An 18,159-nucleotide genomic window follows, 5' to 3' on the forward strand; every position below is an offset into this window, starting at 1 on the left:
GCATCTTAGACGTTGCTGAGCGATGATATAGGTTACTTATCGACATATGATTAACATATGCCTGTGCCTTCACTTCATTAGGCTTTATTTCAGCTGTATAACTGTACGCAAAAAAAACCTCAACGCCAGCAGCGTTGAGGTTTTTGAATTTTAGTAAAGCGTTAAATACTGATCGCGTTCCCATTGGTGAACTTGTGTGCGGTACATATCCCACTCAATTTCTTTAAGCTCGTAGAAATGAGCAAGAGCATGATCACCCAGCGCATCGCAGATGATGTCGCTTCTGAGCATTTCGTCCAGTGCTTCTTTCAAATCAAGCGGTAAGCTCGGGATGCCTGCATCCTGACGCTCTTCCTCTGTCATGATATAGATGTTCCGATCTGTTGGTGCTGGTAAAGGCAGCTTGTTTTGAATGCCATCAAGACCAGCTCTGAGCATTACAGCAAGTGCCAAATACGGGTTAGCAGCTGGATCTGGATTCCGTACTTCTACACGTGTGCTAAGACCACGCGAAGCAGGAATACGGATCATCGGCGAGCGGTTGCTTGCAGACCATGCTACATAACAAGGCGCTTCATAACCAGGCACAAGACGTTTATAGGAGTTAATTGTTGGATTCGTAATGGCAGCCATTGCACGCGCATGAAGCAGAATTCCTGCCATGTAGTGACGAGCAGCAGCACTTAGGCCAAGCTTGTCCTTCTCATCGTAAAACACGTTCGTATCGCCTTTAAACAACGATTGGTGACAGTGCATACCCGAACCATTCACGCCAAACAACGGTTTAGGCATAAATGAAGCATGCAAGCCATGCTCGCGAGCAACTGTTTTTACGACTAGCTTAAATGTTTGAATTTGGTCAGCCGCTTTAATCGCGTCGGCATATTTAAAGTCGATCTCATGCTGGCCTGGTGCCACTTCATGATGGGATGCTTCAATCTCGAAGCCCATTTCTTCAAGTGTCAAAACGATTTCACGGCGACAGTTCTCACCCATATCCATAGGTGCTAAGTCGAAGTAACCGCCTTGGTCATTAAGCTCAGTCGTAGGTTCGCCGCGCTCATCGGTTTTGAACAAGAAAAATTCCGGTTCTGGACCAACGTTCATTGCTGTGTATCCTAGATCTTCTGCTTCCTTCAGTGCACGTTTCAAAATACCGCGCGGATCTCCAGCGAATGGCGTTCCGTCTGGCATGTAAATATCACAGATCAAGCGAGCAACACGATCTTGAGTTACCCATGGGAATACAACCCATGTATCAAGATCAGGATACAGATACATATCTGATTCTTCAATACGTACATAACCTTCGATAGAAGAACCATCGAACATCATTTTGTTATCCAACGCTTTTTCAAGCTGGCTTACAGGAATTTCAACATTTTTAATTGTTCCGAGCAAATCCGTAAATTGCAAACGAATAAATCGAACATTTTGTTCCTGTGCTATACGTCTAATATCGTCTTTAGTGTAACTCACAGAATCATCTCCTTAGTTTGCGAAGCAATAGTTATCATGTTAAATTAGCGCTTATTTAAGAAACGAGTCAATTGTCCTTGAATTAGCGAAGCTTGTCCAGGTCTCTTCTCCAGCAATTGCTGTTTAAGCAGTCGGTGAAGCTGCTGATCGGATAGCTCACGGCGCTTCACTTCCGATTGCTCACTGACAATTGTCGCATCATCAGATTCCTTGGATACAGGATTCATTACTTGCTTAATGCCGGCGATATTAACGCCCTTCTCAATTAACGATTTAATTTCCAAAAGCCGTTCTACGTCATTAAATGAAAATAACCGCTGATTGCCTGCTGTTCTTGCAGGAACGATTAGTTCATGCTGCTCGTAATAACGGATTTGGCGGGCTGTTAAATCCGTCAGCTTCATAACGATGCCGATGGGAAATAAGGCCATATTTCTGCGAATATCATCAGCCATGTCGCATCAACCTTCCAGTCGCTCTTTTATATGTTCATTCTAACCGTTACAACGCAAATGTGTCAAGTTATGTAAGGTTTAATCACAATTAAACCACTGTCTACAAGGCGATATAATGCGGTTAAAACACCATATTTAGCGTGAGCATACGTCAGTCCACCCTGCATATATGCAATGTAAGGTTCGCGTATTGGAGCATCAGCTGATAGCTCTAAACTGCCTCCTTGAATGAACGTTCCTGCCGCCATAATGACAGCATTCTCATATCCAGGCATATCCCAAGGCTCGGGAACCACATGCGAATCAACAGCAGCTGCCTGCTGTATCCCTTGAACAAAAGCGATTAAATGATCAGCTTGTCCAAAACGAACCGCTTGGATGAGATCTGTACGCGGCTCATTCCATCTCGGTTTTGTTTCGAACCCAAGCTCTTCAAATAAAGCAGCAGCAAGCACACTTCCTTTGATAGCTTGTCCGACCAAATGAGGGGCTAAAAATAAACCTTGGAACATGGAGCGAAGCGTGCCTAACATTGCGCCTACCTCGCCGCCGATGCCCGGAGCAGTCAAGCGGTAAGCAGCAGCTTCGACGGCAAAAGCTTTCCCGGCAATATAGCCCCCCGTTTCAGCTAAGCCCCCGCCTGGGTTTTTGATAAGCGAGCCTGCCATCAAATCTACTCCAACTTGAGTAGGCTCGAGCAGCTCTGTAAATTCACCATAACAATTGTCCACAAAAACAATCAGGTCCGGCTTTATTGCTTTTACCCTATTTACGATAGTTTCAATCTCCGAAACGGTAAATGAAGCTCTCCAATCGTAACCACGCGAGCGCTGGATACCGATGACCTTCGTTTTTTCCGAGATCGCTTGCTCAATTTGAGCCCAGTCCAATCCACCATCCTCAAGGAGCGCTACCTCGGAATATTTTACGCCCCAATCCTGCAAGGAGCCCATGCCGTCTCCAGGCTTGCCGATTACTTTATGCAGCGTATCGTAAGGTCTTCCCGTAACGTACAGGAGCTCATCCCCAGGGCGCAGCACTCCGAATAAGGCACAGCTGATTGTATGTGTTCCAGAAACGAAATGCGGCCTAACAATAGCCGCTTCCGCTCCCATTACCTCTGCGTAAACAAGATCAAGTATTTCACGTCCTCGATCATTATAGCCATATCCCGTTGAACCGTTAAAATGAAAATCGCTTACTTTGTGATGTTGAAACGCTTCTATGACCTTCCACTGATTCCGCTCAGCTATCTTGTCAATGCTGCGAAAGGCTTCTGAGGCAAGCACCTCGGACTGCTCTGCTAGCTGCTCTAGGTGCTCCCATAGTCTTTGGTTTACATGTTGCCTGTTCATTATGATATCTTCTCCTTAAATTTTGCGCAGCAAAATCACTTCGTAAGCATAAGCTTAAATTTTGCATAGCAAAATCACTTCGTAAGCATAAGTCTAAGTTTTGCGCAGCAAAACTACTTCGTAAGCATAAGCCTAAGTTTTGCACAGCAAAACTACTTCGTAAGCAAACCCTACTCAATATATTGTTTTAAACGATGACCGTGCTGCTCGTATTCCTGCTTACTCACATGAACGGTAAGTCGTAAGCTTTCTTCATTCACTTCTTGATTGATGACCTCGCCGCTTCGATAAGCAAGTGCGATCAAATCTCCACGCTCTGCTGGCACGTTAAAGACTACTACGTCTCCGCTGAGCTTATCTTGCACGGTTTGCTTTAACAGCTCTAGATCTCCAGCATCGTACGCGCTAATGACAAGATTGTCGCCGCTAGTAATCGGCAAATCTGCTAATGAACCGTTATTTATACACAAATCCTTCTTATTGTAGACCATAATATAGGGTTTATCCGCAGCGCCTAGCTCACCTAAAATTTTGTTAACGACTGCAATTTGCTCATCCCGCATTGGAGAGCTGCTGTCGATGACATGAAGCACTAGATCAGCCTCGCACACCTCTTCTAACGTCGCCCGAAATGCTGCTACAAGATCTGTCGGCAAGTTTTGAATAAAACCTACCGTATCTGTCAGTATAATTTCTCGGCCATTTGGCAGCTCAAGTGTCCTTGAGGTGGGGTCAAGCGTTGCAAACAATTGATTTTCTACATACACATCTGCATGAGTAAGCTCACGAAGCAGTGTCGATTTCCCGGCATTCGTATAGCCAACAAGAGCTACTTGAATGGCGCCGGATTTTTTGCGACGCTCGCGATGCAATTTACGGTGGCGGACAACCTCGTCAAGCACCGTCTTCAGGTCAAAAATCCGATCACGAATATGACGGCGATCCGTCTCGAGTTTCGTTTCACCTGGACCGCGGGTACCAATGCCTCCGCCAAGCCGTGACAAGTTTTTACTTTGTCCAGATAGACGTGGCAAAAGATAGCTGAGCTGCGCCAGCTCAACCTGAATAATACCTTCGCGCGTTTTGGCACGACCTGCGAAAATATCCAAAATCAGCTGGGTGCGGTCAACGATTTTCAAATCCAGTGATTCTTCCAAATTGCGAACCTGAGCGCCGGACAACTCTTGATCAAATATAGCCGTTGTAGCGCCCAGTTCATCAGCTAGAGCCTTAACCTCTTGTACTTTTCCTTTGCCAATAAACCATTTGGAATCGACGGTTTCTTTGTTTTGCGTAATGGTCGTCAGCACTTCAACCCCAGCTGTTTCCGTCAGCTGTACAAGCTCCTGTAGCGACAGCTCAGGGTCTCCGCCTTTCCGCTTGTCTTTTGACGTAACTAAGCTAATCAGTATCGCTTTTTCAATCATGTTCGTATTCGTATCGAATGTTATCTCGCTCATCTCATACTCCTTCTAAACTACGCAATCATATTGGTTTCGTGTCCCACTTTAAATCATCTGGTCTAATCGTCATTAATTCCTGCTTTGCGGGAACGGAACTGGCATACTGCGTAAGCAAACGAACAGCTTGAAACCTGATCGCTTTCTCTATCACATTTCGAACATACCTGGCATTGCTGAACGAGAACATGGTGTTTAGCTTTTCCTGCATTAAATGCTGTCTTAGTTTAAATATGGTCTGAGGCTGCAATATATAATCACGGTCCTTAGCCATGAGCTCACTAATCTGAATCAGTTGATCAACCGAATAATCTGGAAACTCAATTTGGATCGGAAAACGTGACGGCAAGCCTGGATTTGTGAGCAAAAAATCGTCGATTTCGGCAGGATAACCCGCGAGTATGAGCACAAAATGATTTTTGTGATCCTCCATTGCTTTTACAAGCGTATCGATGGCTTCCTTGCCAAAATCTTTTTCCCCGCCCCGAGCTAAACTGTACGCTTCATCAACAAACAACACGCCGCCGATTGCTTTTCGAACGAGGTCTCGCGTCTTCTGAGCGGTATGTCCAATATATTCGCCAACAAGATCAGCTCGCTCCACCTCAATCAAATGTCCTTTCGTAAGTACACCCATCTTTTGAAACAGCTTTGCGACGATGCGGGCGATTGTTGTTTTTCCTGTCCCTGGATTGCCTTTAAAAATCATATGATACACATGAGAGCCGCCAAATAATCCTGCTTCAGAACGCATTCGGCTAATATAAAGCAACGCATATATTTCGTACACAAGAGATTTCACGTTGTCCATGCCAATCATCGGTTCAAGCTCTTTCTGAATGTCAGCATAATGATCGACGCCCGGCAGCGGCTTCACTGCAGGCAGCGGTTCTGTCTCTAAAGCAGGAGCAGAGGCCCCAGTCTGAAATGTTTCTTGCGTTCTTAGGACCACATTGATTTGACGGGAAGGCCTTGCAGTGCCATTGCCGGATCCCGATTTGACGTGTCCACTCATCTGTGGCATCACCTATCCTTTGCTTCGAAAGCTGTAGCGGCTAACCGCACTACAAGTTTATTCTACTTTGCAGCAGCATATTAGCAGATTTACAGCTTCGAATCGGAAGAGTGAAATCCGAGACTAAGCAATAGAGAGTCGAGCTTCCACTTTGTAAAAGCTAGTACTTCACGCGACTCATTATAGACAGGATTTAGCACCTTTGATTTTGTACCAGCGACTTGAAACTGAACAAAATCAAGCTTTTTGGCTATCTCCATTGATCTTGCAGCATGATAATCATGGGTGATGACAATTAGTGTTGACAGGCCTTGCTGCTCTGCGATCTTCTTGCTGAATTCAAGATTTTCGTACGTGCTGGTCGCCTTATTTTCTAGCAACAGCTTGTCAGCTGAAATACCTTTTGTTATGAGATAGTCCCTCATACCCTCGGCTTCTGTTTTCTTTGAACCGTTGCCATCCAATCCACCTGTCAAAATAAGCTTGTCTACCGTACCCGCCTTGTATAATTGCCAAGCAAGGTCAAGCCGTTCCTTCAGTGCTGGACTTGGCACATCATTCCACAAAGCAGCACCAAGAACGATGCCTGCATCCGATGGAACAAGCGGCTTATTCGTATCGAAACCGTTAATTAACCACAGTAAATATCCACACCAGAACACGCCTGCACATATTAACCAGGCAACAACACGAAACAAGAGCAGCCACGGACGCTTTTTCTTCGATCTTCTGCGCGGGCTGCTCCTTGAGACGGTTGCCTTCCTCATGATTCGCTTAATTCCCCGGTTTTTGCAAGCAAGCTCTTGCGATGCTTAAGGCTCAGCGTAAAATACCGGAACCGTCCGTTTCGTATGCTCGATAATAATTTCCCTGCTGTTTTGCGTGCAAGTGCAACATCCTTGCCATTAACATCACCTTGCCTTAAGGCATCCTCCAGCTCATCCTCGTCCATGAGAAATACCTCGCCGCTAGGCAGCACAACCACGTCCAAATATAAATCATCGAACCAAGGCACCTGCTGATCGGTTAAGCCTTGCGTTTTGCAAACATCGATATACCATTGCACGACGCGTCCCTTGTCGTCAAACATCGTCGTGACGACAAAATGCTCGCCTCTTGGAAAATGCTGCATCCACAAGTATCCGCGATCTGCCAAACATAATCTACGTCCGTTATATTCCTTCCATAACGGCTCACGCAATTCATGAATCCGGTAAAATGTCACGAGACCTTTGAACTCTTCACCGTCCAGCGCTAGGCACGTATAGCTCTTACGCAAGATACGCCGCCAGTTAGCTCGGTCTGAAAATTTTCTCTTCATACGGAACGTACCCTTCCGTTCATTTGGGAAAAGCTCGCAAGCAACCTGCACAGCTCTTCTTGGCTTTGTTAACACAACGAACATTTTGCGACCAACGACAATTGAAATTTACCTATAAAAAAAGATTACCATAACTTAACGTCCATCTCCAGCCGACAGCCAAAATAAACCAAGCTCTTTGCGATAAAATAAAAAGAATACCGCCCCGAAAGGCGGTATTCCTCTTATTGCTCAACGATTTCAATCGAATCAATGACGATATTTTCAGTTGGCAAGTTGTTTTTCAAAGGCGTCTTCGAAATGGCTTTTACAACATCCATGCCACTCTCCACCTTGCCGAAAATCGTATAATTAGGCTCGCGGTTTAAATTTGCAGCATCAGGTCCCGTGCAAATAAAAAATTGGCTGCCACCCGAATTAGGCTTGCTTGCGTTTGCCATCGCGACAATTCCTTCTTCGTATTTCATTTCCGAACTTAGTTCATCTGGAATTGAATAACCTGGAGTACCATATCCATTTCCTTTTGGATCTCCGCCTTGAATCATGAAAGACTCAATAATACGGTGAAAAGTTAATCCATCATAAAAGCCTTCTCGCGCGAGAAAAACAAAATTGTTCACCGTTACCGGCGCGTCTTCCGTAAACAGCTTGACTGTAAAATCGCCTTTAGTCGTTTTAAACTTTGCTAAGTACGACTTGTCGAGATCAATCTGCATATCAGGCATCTTGTCCCAGTTCATCAACTTGGCTGAAGCTGAAGCACTATCCCTTCCTGAACCATCCTTGCCGCAGCCAGCTATAACCATAACTGCTGCGACAACAATGATCAAATACAAGAATGGTGCTCTCTTTCTATTCGCCATTGCTAACCACCCGTTTCTTACGTATTGCCGCCGGTTTCAGTATTTCCTAGAGCATTGTTGCTGTTGTTCGTATTTGTGCCAGTGTTTGGAGTTGGCGTTGGTGTTGGTTCACCCGTTCCGTTTCCTGATCCTGGCGGTTCAGTTGTTCCTGGATCTGTACCATCAGTTGGAGGCAGCGTCGGTTCTCCATCACCGCCTTCTACTGGAGGTGTAGGCTCTCCTCCGTCCGGCTCATCTGGATTCGGCTCCATTGGCACATCCGGATTCACTTCTGTTTCCGGAATGCTGATTTTAACTTTTTGAGATGGGGCACTTTCCAAATCCTGCTCAGCATCATAAGCCACAACATAATATTCATAGGTCATTCCCGGGAATGCACTCATATCATCTACCCCTGTGGAAGTGAGCGAGTCTACGAAGCGGATGAAGTCACTTTCTGAAGCTTCCTTGCGGTAAACCTGATAAGTGACCTTTCCATCCTGATACGGATCCCACGACAATTGAACCTTCATTTCTTCTGGAATAAATACTGCTTTAAAATTTGTTATCGTTGCCGGCGGTTTATTTTCTTTAATGCCTTGCGGTTTCTTAAAGCTTGACTTCGCTACATCCTTCATTGCAGGTTTCATAACCTTGGAGAACATGGAAGCCGCTTGACTGCTGCCCGTCTTAAGGATATGTTCCACATTTGTCTTATCGTATCCCATCCATACGGCTGCTGTCCACTCCGGCGTGTAGCCAACAAACCAAGCATCCCGGATACCCGAGCCTTTGTAACCTGGAATACCATGCTGAGTAGTACCCGTTTTCCCTGCCAATGGACGATCAATTGCTGCTCTTGTACCTGTACCGCCCTTTTGTACGACCGTCTGCATCATCTCGGTCAAATAATAGGCAGTGCTTTCAGACATGAGCTGCTTGGAAGGTGGAGCTTTATATTCATACTTATAATTATTTTTGCCTTCAATCTTCGAAATCGCATGAGGATCAACGGACTTTCCTCCGTTTGCAAATACGCTATAAGCTGTTGCCATCTGCATAGGCGTTGCACCTTTGGACAAGCCCCCCAGTGCAGCTGTTAAATTACGATCATCTTTCTCAAGCTCGATGCCAAGCTTGCTTGAAAAAGCAAACCCTTGCTTCAAGCCTACTTGATTCAGCATCCAAACGGAGGCAAGATTTCGAGAATCCTTAATCGCCTGCTGCATCGTAACTGCAGTTGCTCCCCATCTATCCGTTGGGCAATAGCTGCCGTAACATTTCTTGTCATTTGCAAGTACAGTCCATGGATAATACTTGCCCGTTTCAAGGGCAGGACCGTAAGAGATAATCGGTTTGAAAGCTGAACCTGGCTGGCGAGGAACCTCTACCCGGTTAAGTCCCTTTTTCACGTAATCTCTGCCGCCTGTTAAGGCTTGAATCGTGCCATCGCGGTGATCAATAATGATCATTGCGCCTTGCACTTGTTGGTCATCCTTGCTCTTCTCAAAGTTGTCATCATCGTTAAACTGTGTATCCATCGTATCCTGTGCTTGCGGGTTTAGCGACGTATAAATCCGGAAACCGCCGATCCGAAGCTCTTCCTCGGATTTCCCAGTCTTCTCCATCGCTTCTTCAACCACATAATCAATAAATGCTGGATACTTTTCGGTATTTCTTTCTTCATGATTTTTAGGAATTTCATACACGACCGCTTTTGCCTCTGCCATCTCTGCTGCCGTAATCAAGCCTTGATCGTACATAAGCTTAAGCACGACTGCTCTCCTGTTCATCGAATCCTCAGGATGATTTATTGGATTGTAGCGGTTCGGCGCTTTCGGCATAGCGGCAATAGTAGCAATCTGCCAAAGCTCCAGCTTATCAAGATCAGTGTCGAAATAATACTTGGCTGCTTCCTTAACGCCATGTACTCTCTTGCCAAAAAATATTCGATTCAAATACATCGTTAATATTTGTTCCTTGGACATTTTGTGCTCAAGCGCTACCGCAATAGAGGCTTCCGTTGCTTTACGGAAAAACGTCTTATCCGCAGTTAGAAATACGTTTTTGGCAAGCTGTTGGGTAATTGTACTTGCTCCCTCAACCGCGCTGCGTGCGATAACGTCCTTCACAACAGCACGTCCGATAGCAAAAAAATCGATTCCTGAATGCTCATAGAAACGTTGGTCCTCTGTTGCTACAATAGCATCAAGCAGTTGCTTTGGAATTTCCGAAAATTCAGCAATCTCACGATTTTCATTTGGATCGGACAATCGTGAAATTTCATTGCCATTCACATCATAAATGATGGATGCTTCACCCATAGTCAGTTTGTTCGCATTTTCAGTCAGAACTCGTTCACCGTTCAGCACGATAAGCAAGTATCCGATCAAGCCGCATACGATGGCGATTACAGCGGTGAAAAATAATCCATAAAACCATTTCTTTCCTGATATCTTCTTTTTCTTCTTTTGTTTAGAAGTTTTAGGTGCAGTTGTTTTGCTTGGTCGTTCAGCCATAGCCGACTCCCCTCCTGTTGTTCAATTGTCTGTCTAATCTAGTTTTACCACAAAATGAAAAGAGCAACCCAGCTTGGAGCGGGGTTGCTCTTGCCTGCCGCTATCTAGTTAAACGAGACACGTTATAAGAAAGTTTCACTAACTGATTAAGCCTATGAATCGGAACTGTTATGATCCTGCTGCATAAGAGAAACATTCCGCTGCGGGGTAAACGTCGAAATAGCATGTTTGTATACCATTTGTTGACGACCTTCGCTGTCGATGATAATCGTAAAATTATCGAACGCTTTAATAACGCCCCGAATTTGGAAGCCATTCATTAAAAAAACCGTAACCGGTATGTTGTCTTTGCGAAGCTGATTCAGGAACGTATCTTGAATATTGATCGATTTGTTCATTGGACGTTACCCCCGTCTTAAAAAGATTGATTAGAAGTATATTCAAGATTAACTTGAAACTTTCCTGCTATTATATCATGAACAGATTGCAAATTGTTGTGAAAATTTTCCCCCATATCAATCCAATGAATGTCTTTCATATGACGGAACCAGGAAAGCTGGCGTTTTGCAAACCTTCTCGTATCTCTTTTCAGTAGCTCTACCGCTGCTTCCAATGAGCATTCTCCCTGTAAATATTGTGCAATCTCTTTGTAGCCAAGACCCTGCATAGCAACCGCTGCAGGCGGCAAATCTCTCTCAAGTAGTCGCCTCACCTCATCTACTAAACCTAGCTTCATCATCTCATCTATCCGCAGTTCTATTCTACGATACAACTCCGCACGGTCCATAGTCAAACCGATGAGGCAAAGCTCATATGGAGATACCTTAGTTTGGCCGGCTTGCTGATCAGAGAAGGTTTGTCCAGTCATGTGATAAACTTCCAGCGCACGGATGACGCGGCGCATGTCATTTGGGTGCAATCTCTGCCCTGCTGGAGGGTCAATGGCAGCTAAACGCGCATGCAACGCTTCTGCGCCAAATTCAGCCGCATAATGCTCTTGCTCTTGCCGAAAAGCAGCATCCGAACCAATTTCAGCAAACTGAAACTGATAACAAACGGACTCCACATATAAGCCAGTACCCCCAACGATAAACGGCAGCTTTCCTCGCTCCGATATTTCCGCAATCGCTTTCGTTGCTCCTGCTTGAAAATCAGCAGCGGAATACGCTTCATCCGGCTCACAAATGTCGATAAGGTGATGAGGAATGCCTTCACGCTCTTCAAGTCCGATTTTGGCAGTACCAATATCCATGCCGCGATAAACCTGCATGGAATCGCCCGAGATGATCTCCGCATTCCAGGCTTTTGCAATATCTAAGCTCATTCGTGTCTTGCCTACAGCTGTAGGACCAATGAGGACTAGCAATGGCTGTTTACGTATTGGATGCCCTTCTTGATCTAACTGCGTATTGTTTATTTCTTCACTCAAAGCTTTATCACTCCATATGCAATTTTCGAAGAATTCACATGCTTGCGTTCAAATCCGAGCCTTGCAAATTCACTGCTAGCTTGATGCTCCTTTAGAACTACGCTTTTTCTTGCTACACGCTTTGCTTGCTCAATCACTTCATGCGACAAAGCGTCCATATTTGCAATGCCGCGAAGCGGCTCCATCGAGCTGGATTCGTTAATCGGTTTCCGGAACATAGGGTCAAAATAAACGATATCTACACTATTGTCAGGCAATGCTTTTAAGTATTCCAAATGATTCATGCACTTCATGTCAATACGTCTCATTGCCTCATTCACATCAGGAAGGCTTGTTTCATAACCTGCTAGACCCTCTCGAACGATAGCGCATAAGATAGGCTCGCTCTCAATCGCGGTAACAGCTCCTTTAGGTCCAGAGGCATAAGAAAACACTAGAGAATCCGAAGCAAGACCTGCTGTGCAATCAATGATTTGATCCCCTTCCAAACATCCCGAAAGCTGGATAAGAGGATCTGTTTCACCGCGCCGCAGCCGTTTTACCCGCACATATGCCATGCTGGGGTGAAAATAAAGCGGCGTCTCTGATTGTCCGTCATAATAACGAACCTCTTCCTCGGTTACGACGATTAGCTGACTGTCATTGCTTAAAGATAATAGTTTGTTAACCGTTAAGTTTCCGCGTGCTTTGAGCGAAGCGGCTAGCTCTTCAGAAAGCCGGCTTGCTTGCTCCAAAGCCCGTTCTGAAGGCTTCGCCGTCGTTGTAACAATCAAGACATCACCCGCTTGAACATTTTTTCAAGCTGATAGGTCGATAGATGCACAATGATTGGGCGGCCATGCGGACAAGTATAGGGCTGTTTGCAGTTTGCAAGTCTTGTCAAGAGTGTCTCGCCCTCCTCACGGTTCATACGATCATTTGCTTTAATGGAGGCTTTGCATGCGCACATAATGGCCGCCTTTTCCCTAAGCTTGCCGATATCAATCGTTTTTCGCTCGGAGATGAGCAGCTCTGCCATTTCCTCAAGCAAGGATTGCTCCTCGCCTTGAGGCATCCATTCCGGGTAGGAACGAACGAGAAACGTTTGAGGACCGAAGGACTCCAGCTCCACGCCTGCTTGCGCGAACATAGGAATAAGGTCCTTTAATTGCATCGCTTCTCCTGCTGTAAATTCAAGCGTCAACGGAACAAGCAATTGTTGGCTAGCTGCCTCAGGATTTCCGAATTTTTGAAAGAAATATTCATAATTGATCCGTTCATGCGCAGCATGCTGATCGATTAAATAAAGACCATCCTCCGATTGCGCTACGATGTAGGTGCCATGGTGCTGTCCAATCCAGTGAAGCTCAGGAAAGGATGGTTGATCCTCTACTGTTTCTTCTTCTGATGGCAGCTCGGCGATCATGGCTTGAACTACTGGCGCCTGCACCTCATCAAAAAGGTTCTCTTGCGGCACATCCGCCTGGTAAGCTCGAGCCTCAGCGAATTCAAGGGTCACAGCAGCTTCTTGAGCAGCATTTCGTAACGAATCAGTGTCTAAGGCTGTTTCAAGTGATTTTAGATTAGAACCCGAATCATTAGATGCTTGCTCCATATGCGCGGAAGCTTCTCGGACGGTAAAGTTGTCAATAGGAAACGTTGGAGGAGGAGCATAAAGCTTCTCTGCCGCATTCCTAGGAACATATTCCCTATCAATAACCGGCGGCTTATAAGGCGTCGATGACGTCTTATTTGTCGCTGTTGGTTGGTAAGGCTTAAACGATTCCGCCATGGGCTCAGGGCGATGGAAAGAAATTGCATCTTGAACGAACAACGGTTTTGAACGCTCCAGCTTATTGCTTGATTCTGGGCCCGGTATATGTCGCTGGCGACCTAACACCGCTTTAATCGCATCCTCTATCATTGTACGAAGCTCCGGTTCTTTACTGAACCTGACCTCCATTTTGGATGGATGAACGTTTACGTCGAGCAAGCTTGGATGCATTCCTATTTCTAATATCGCAAGCGGAAAACGATTGATCGGCAGCAGCGTATGATAAGCCTGCAGCAAAGACTGATTAATCGTATGACTGCGAATGTAACGTCCGTTAACGATTGCAGTAATCCCATTTCGATTCGCACGTGTGAGTTCCGGCTTCGAGATATAGCCGCTCAGCTCGTAATCTGAAGTTTCTGCTTCGATCTTGAGCATCACCTTCGCTGTATTTGAGCCATAAACGGCCGCAATAACTTGAAGTCGATCGCCAGTTCCGAGCGTACGAAGCAGTACATTCCCGTTGTGCTTGAACGTAAATGCAATGCCCGGATGAGCAAGTGCGATGCGGTTAATATAGTCGGAAATATGTCCTAGCTCCGTCTGAATTGCCTTCATATATTTAAGGCGCGCAGGTGTATTGTAAAATAAATCCCGCACGGTCATTTCCGTGCCCTGCGGCGCATTTGCTGGTTCATCAATGGTAACCTTGCCGCCCTCTATTACAATCCGGCGAGCAAGTCCTGTCGACGTTTCCGAAGAGGTGCACTGCAGCCTCGAAACAGCTGCGATACTCGGCAGCGCTTCTCCGCGAAAGCCAAGGCTCGCAATACGGAACAAGTCGCTTGCTGTAGAGATTTTGCTCGTCGCATGCCGCTGAAATGCGGTTACGATATCGGCTGCCTCTATGCCGTAGCCGTTGTCGATGACCTTTATAAGCGATAAGCCGCCTTCTTCAATCATTATATCGACCGTTGTACTGCCGGCGTCTACCGCATTCTCAACAAGCTCTTTGACGACTGAAGCAGGCCGCTCTACCACTTCTCCTGCGGCTATTTGGTTGGCTAGCTGCTCGTCCAATATATTAATTTTTGCCATGACGTTGCTGTTCCCCCTTTCACGAAACTAGTCATTTAATTTCGATTTCATATCGTTAAGCCACTGCATAGCTTGCATTGGCGTCAAATTAAACAAATCGAGCTTGCGCAATTGATCCGCCAGCTGCTCCGCTTTCGGATTCGCTTTCTTCCGCATGGGCTCTGCTTCCACAGCAGCTGCTGGCTCATCAAATATCGAAAGCTGTACCATTGCACTGGTTTCCTTTACTCGTTCATTGCGAGTGCTGGTATTGGAAAACACTGAAGAGTCCTCCGGTACTGGGTAAGTGAAACGATTGCTAGAAACAGCACTTTCAATGCCAGCTGTTGCTTTCGGAGTTTCGTCCGCTAGTGTCTCATCAAGCAGTTCATAAGCTCGTCCAATGATCGATTGCGGCAGTCCAGCAAGCTGTGCACAGTAAATTCCGTAACTAGTGCTTGCAGCACCTGGAATCAGCTTTCGCAGAAACGTTACATTATCGCCGCTTTCCTCAACCGCCATACGTGCGTTAGTCAAAGATGGCAAAGATTCCTCGAGATGCGCCAGCTCATGGAAATGCGTGGATACCAGTGCTTTGCATCCAATATGATGGTGGACGTATTCAATAACTGCTTGTGCGATTGCCATTCCTTCACCCGTTGAGGTGCCTCTTCCCAGCTCATCTATGATAACAAGGCTGTTCGCCGTTGCTTTCTCCGTCATTAGCTGGATATCCTTCATCTCAACCATGAAGGTGCTTTGCCCGCCGATAAGATCGTCAGCCGCTCCAATTCGTGTAAAAATGCGATCGATTAACGGAATAACCGCTGACTTAGCAGGAACAAAACAGCCCATCTGAGCCATGATGCAAATGAGTGCGACTTGGCGCATGTATGTGCTTTTACCAGCCATATTAGGCCCTGTGATCAGGAGCATCCACTGCTCGTCCTTATGGAGCGAAGTACCATTTGAAATAAATGGCGTACCATCCATCATCGCCTCTACGACTGGATGTTTTCCATCCTCTATGTGCAGATCATAATTCTCAGTCACGCGCGGACGTGAAAAACGACGTTCAGCGCTGACCGTTGCCAGCGATTGGTAAACATCAAGCTCAGCGATAATCGCAGCGGCCTTCTGCAGCCGATGAAGGTGTTGCGACAAATGATCACGCAGCTCGATGAAACGCTCATGCTCCAGATCGACCATTTTATCCTCTGCTTCGAGAATCAGCCGCTCTTTCTCTTTGAGCTCAGGAGTTACAAATCGCTCTGCATTTGCCAATGTTTGCTTGCGCTCATATCTGCCTTCAGGCAAGCTTGATAAATTTGCTTTTGAAACTTCTAAATAATAGCCAAAAATGCGGTTATAGCCGATTTTTAAGTTTTTAATGCCTGTTGCCTCGCGCTCTTGACGCTCGAGCTCAGCCAGCCATTTTTTGCCGTTCGTGCTTGCCTCGCGCAGCTGATCCAAATAGTCATCATAGCCAGCACGGATCAGTCCGCCTTCTCTAATGGTAACTGGAGGATCGTCGACTAACACGGTTTCAATCAGATCAGCTAAATCGGAGCAATTGTCCGTCCCATCCACAAGTGCTTTGAGGACCTCTGAGCCAGACTGTTCACACAAAGTAGTCAACTGCGGAATGCGGCGAAGCGAGCTGCGAAGTGCATTTAAGTCGCGCCCGTTTGCACTGCCAAAAGCTACTCTACCGACAAGCCGTTCAAGATCGTAAATAGGCTGAAGCTCTGAACGTATGTCATCTCTCAAAATTAAATTAAGGTATAAGGTCTCCACTGCATCCAAACGAGCTTCAACGGCAGCGCTGTTTAATAACGGTTTGTCGATCCAGCGGCGCAGAAGCCTCGCTCCCATTGACGTTTGTGTACGATCAAGCAGCCATAAAAGCGACCCCTTCTTGTTGCGATCGCGAACCGTTTCGGTTAGCTCCAAATTTCTACGTGTATAGTGATCCAAAATCATATATTGATTTGGTTCATAGCTCGTTATCGAACGCACATGTCCAAGTGAGCGTTTTTGTGTTTCGTCCAAATAACCCGTAAGTACACTTACCGCCAGCAGCCGTGCTCCAGTTATTTTGGATAGCTCCTGCTCTCCGAACTGCTCAGCAAGCTTCTCCGCATCCATTGGCTCGCGGGCGGTTAACAGCAGCTGCTTATTCCACACGGCTGCAGACTGAACACGATCAAGCAATTCTTTGTCCCCGACCAGCTCCGATGGCTGATAAACATTTATTTCATCAATCAGCGCTTCGACATGCTCTTGGAATGAGGTTACATAAAGCTCACCTGTCGATAAATCGCAAGCCGAAAGCCCGAACAAGCCTTGGGAGCGAACGATTGCAGCAATAAAGTTGTTCGTATTTCCGTCAAGCGCCTTCGATTCCATAACGGTACCGGGTGTAATAATTCGAACAATTTCGCGGCGGACAACACCTTTTGCCACTGCCGGATCTTCGACCTGCTCGCAAATAGCTACCTTGTAGCCTTTGTCCACTAGTCTGCTAATATAATTTTCAGCGGAATGATAGGGTACACCGCACATCGGTATTTTTTGCTCGCCGCCGCCCTCTCGGCCTGTCAGCGTAATTTCCAGCTCGCGCGAAGCGGCTATTGCATCATCAAAAAACATTTCATAAAAATCGCCTAATCGAAAAAATAAAAAAGCATCTTTTGCCTCTTCTTTTATAGCTAGGTATTGCAAAATCATTGGAGTATATCCAGCCATTCCGATCCTCCTCAAAAACGTAGGCAGCATGCTGCTCCGTATATGTTCAAATAATTAATATCGTTAATTACATGCGTGCGATAATATAATCCTTTTGCGCCCATGCAGTAAACAGTAGATATTCATTATAACAAGCGGAACAGATGTGCGCCATAAGTGAAACGGGTTGTGGGTGGTTTTGTTTGTTTTGTGGGAGGGGGTTTGGTGGGGTTACGGGGTTTGTGATGTTAGAAGGATTACTGCTGGGAGCTAGTTAAACGTGAGACTTCATGGAAGCGGTGTTTGCTGATGGTTACTAGTAGCATTGTAATATGTTCGCTGGCTTCGATGCGGAATGCTAAAATTTGTAACTGTATAGAGAGGAGGTAACTTGTGAGATGGGAGAAAGGAGTAGGTTAACGGACACTAGATACGCTATTATGCTCATTTTGATTTATACACAACACTAACGGACATAGAAGCTCTTATTTAGCTCTGGGAGCTAGTTTACAGCTCCCTTTTTCGCAAATAGCGGAAGGTATGTCCGTTAGGTTCAAATATGTGCTTGATTATCGAAATTAGCTGATCGTATGTCCGTTAGGAGGTGTGAGGTGACTATTGTGATGAGCTTACGGACATCAGATACGCTATTTTACTCATTTTTCCTGTTTACGCATTACTAACGGACATAGAATCCCTTATTTGGCACCTCGAGCTAGTTTTTAGC

General features: G+C 45.9%; 14 protein-coding genes. All 14 read right to left on the reverse strand.

Annotated features, from left to right (window positions below):
• Positions 1-150 precede the first annotated feature (150 nt).
• Positions 151-1,479, reverse strand: coding sequence for a type I glutamate--ammonia ligase (gene glnA, locus AC1DOV_RS05340; RefSeq protein ID WP_076265805.1), 1,329 nt, complete (start codon positions 1,477-1,479; stop codon positions 151-153).
• Between the two features lie 44 nt (positions 1,480-1,523).
• On the reverse strand, positions 1,524-1,934 hold the full coding sequence (locus AC1DOV_RS05345) for a MerR family transcriptional regulator (RefSeq protein ID WP_053376247.1): 411 nt from the start codon (positions 1,932-1,934) through the stop codon (positions 1,524-1,526).
• 62 nt (positions 1,935-1,996) lie between these two features.
• On the reverse strand, positions 1,997-3,289 hold the full coding sequence (locus tag AC1DOV_RS05350; RefSeq protein WP_477549363.1) for a methionine gamma-lyase family protein: 1,293 nt from the start codon (positions 3,287-3,289) through the stop codon (positions 1,997-1,999).
• A gap of 170 nt (positions 3,290-3,459) precedes the next feature.
• Complete coding sequence (gene hflX / locus AC1DOV_RS05355) at positions 3,460-4,749, reverse strand: GTPase HflX (protein ID WP_441882501.1); 1,290 nt, start codon at positions 4,747-4,749, stop codon at positions 3,460-3,462.
• A 25-nt stretch (positions 4,750-4,774) separates the two neighbouring features.
• Positions 4,775-5,764 carry an AAA family ATPase gene (locus tag AC1DOV_RS05360; RefSeq protein WP_339202714.1) on the reverse strand — a complete coding sequence of 330 codons (990 nt, stop codon included), beginning with the start codon at positions 5,762-5,764 and terminating at the stop codon, positions 4,775-4,777.
• 89 nt (positions 5,765-5,853) lie between these two features.
• Entirely contained in the window at positions 5,854-6,531 is a 678-nt protein-coding gene (locus tag AC1DOV_RS05365; protein WP_477511877.1) for a YdcF family protein, read from the reverse strand.
• Positions 6,528-7,085: a ribonuclease FAU-1 family protein gene (locus tag AC1DOV_RS05370; protein ID WP_076265800.1), complete on the reverse strand. Its 558-nt coding sequence runs from the start codon at positions 7,083-7,085 to the stop codon at positions 6,528-6,530. Before AC1DOV_RS05370 ends, AC1DOV_RS05365 begins: the two co-directional genes overlap by 4 nt.
• A 224-nt stretch (positions 7,086-7,309) precedes the next feature.
• Entirely contained in the window at positions 7,310-7,948 is a 639-nt protein-coding gene (locus AC1DOV_RS05375; RefSeq protein ID WP_339202718.1) for a peptidylprolyl isomerase, read from the reverse strand.
• A gap of 17 nt (positions 7,949-7,965) precedes the next feature.
• Positions 7,966-10,446, reverse strand: a complete 2,481-nt coding sequence (locus AC1DOV_RS05380) for a transglycosylase domain-containing protein (RefSeq protein ID WP_477511878.1) — start codon at positions 10,444-10,446, stop codon at positions 7,966-7,968.
• 152 nt (positions 10,447-10,598) lie between these two features.
• Positions 10,599-10,844, reverse strand: a complete 246-nt coding sequence (gene hfq / locus AC1DOV_RS05385) for an RNA chaperone Hfq (RefSeq protein WP_076265797.1) — start codon at positions 10,842-10,844, stop codon at positions 10,599-10,601.
• Positions 10,845-10,861: 17 nt separating this feature from the next.
• Positions 10,862-11,875 carry a tRNA (adenosine(37)-N6)-dimethylallyltransferase MiaA gene (gene miaA / locus AC1DOV_RS05390; protein ID WP_477549364.1) on the reverse strand — a complete coding sequence of 338 codons (1,014 nt, stop codon included), beginning with the start codon at positions 11,873-11,875 and terminating at the stop codon, positions 10,862-10,864.
• Complete coding sequence (locus tag AC1DOV_RS05395) at positions 11,872-12,648, reverse strand: class I SAM-dependent methyltransferase (protein ID WP_477549365.1); 777 nt, start codon at positions 12,646-12,648, stop codon at positions 11,872-11,874. Before AC1DOV_RS05395 ends, miaA begins: the two co-directional genes overlap by 4 nt.
• Positions 12,645-14,726 (reverse strand): DNA mismatch repair endonuclease MutL, encoded by a 2,082-nt coding sequence (gene mutL, locus AC1DOV_RS05400; RefSeq protein ID WP_477549366.1) that lies wholly within the window; start codon positions 14,724-14,726, stop codon positions 12,645-12,647. Before mutL ends, AC1DOV_RS05395 begins: the two co-directional genes overlap by 4 nt.
• A 27-nt stretch (positions 14,727-14,753) precedes the next feature.
• Entirely contained in the window at positions 14,754-17,453 is a 2,700-nt protein-coding gene (mutS, locus tag AC1DOV_RS05405; protein ID WP_477549367.1) for a DNA mismatch repair protein MutS, read from the reverse strand.
• Positions 17,454-18,159: the final 706 nt, after the last annotated feature.

Source organism: Paenibacillus sp. 01T47, assembly GCF_056398245.1.

What these genes read in the sequence shown, in the direction of transcription:
- AC1DOV_RS05345 (WP_053376247.1), bottom strand. Translation starts at nt 1,934, where the DNA reads ATGGCTGATGATATTCGCAGAAATATGGCCTTATTTCCCATCGGCATC.
- AC1DOV_RS05350 (WP_477549363.1), bottom strand. Translation starts at nt 3,289, where the DNA reads ATGAACAGGCAACATGTAAACCAAAGACTATGGGAGCACCTAGAGCAG.
- hflX (WP_441882501.1), bottom strand. Translation starts at nt 4,749, where the DNA reads ATGAGCGAGATAACATTCGATACGAATACGAACATGATTGAAAAAGCG.
- AC1DOV_RS05360 (WP_339202714.1), bottom strand. Translation starts at nt 5,764, where the DNA reads ATGAGTGGACACGTCAAATCGGGATCCGGCAATGGCACTGCAAGGCCT.
- AC1DOV_RS05365 (WP_477511877.1), bottom strand. Translation starts at nt 6,531, where the DNA reads ATGAGGAAGGCAACCGTCTCAAGGAGCAGCCCGCGCAGAAGATCGAAG.
- AC1DOV_RS05370 (WP_076265800.1), bottom strand. Translation starts at nt 7,085, where the DNA reads ATGAAGAGAAAATTTTCAGACCGAGCTAACTGGCGGCGTATCTTGCGT.
- AC1DOV_RS05375 (WP_339202718.1), bottom strand. Translation starts at nt 7,948, where the DNA reads ATGGCGAATAGAAAGAGAGCACCATTCTTGTATTTGATCATTGTTGTC.
- AC1DOV_RS05380 (WP_477511878.1), bottom strand. Translation starts at nt 10,446, where the DNA reads ATGGCTGAACGACCAAGCAAAACAACTGCACCTAAAACTTCTAAACAA.
- hfq (WP_076265797.1), bottom strand. Translation starts at nt 10,844, where the DNA reads ATGAACAAATCGATCAATATTCAAGATACGTTCCTGAATCAGCTTCGC.
- mutL (WP_477549366.1), bottom strand. Translation starts at nt 14,726, where the DNA reads ATGGCAAAAATTAATATATTGGACGAGCAGCTAGCCAACCAAATAGCC.
- mutS (WP_477549367.1), bottom strand. Translation starts at nt 17,453, where the DNA reads ATGGCTGGATATACTCCAATGATTTTGCAATACCTAGCTATAAAAGAA.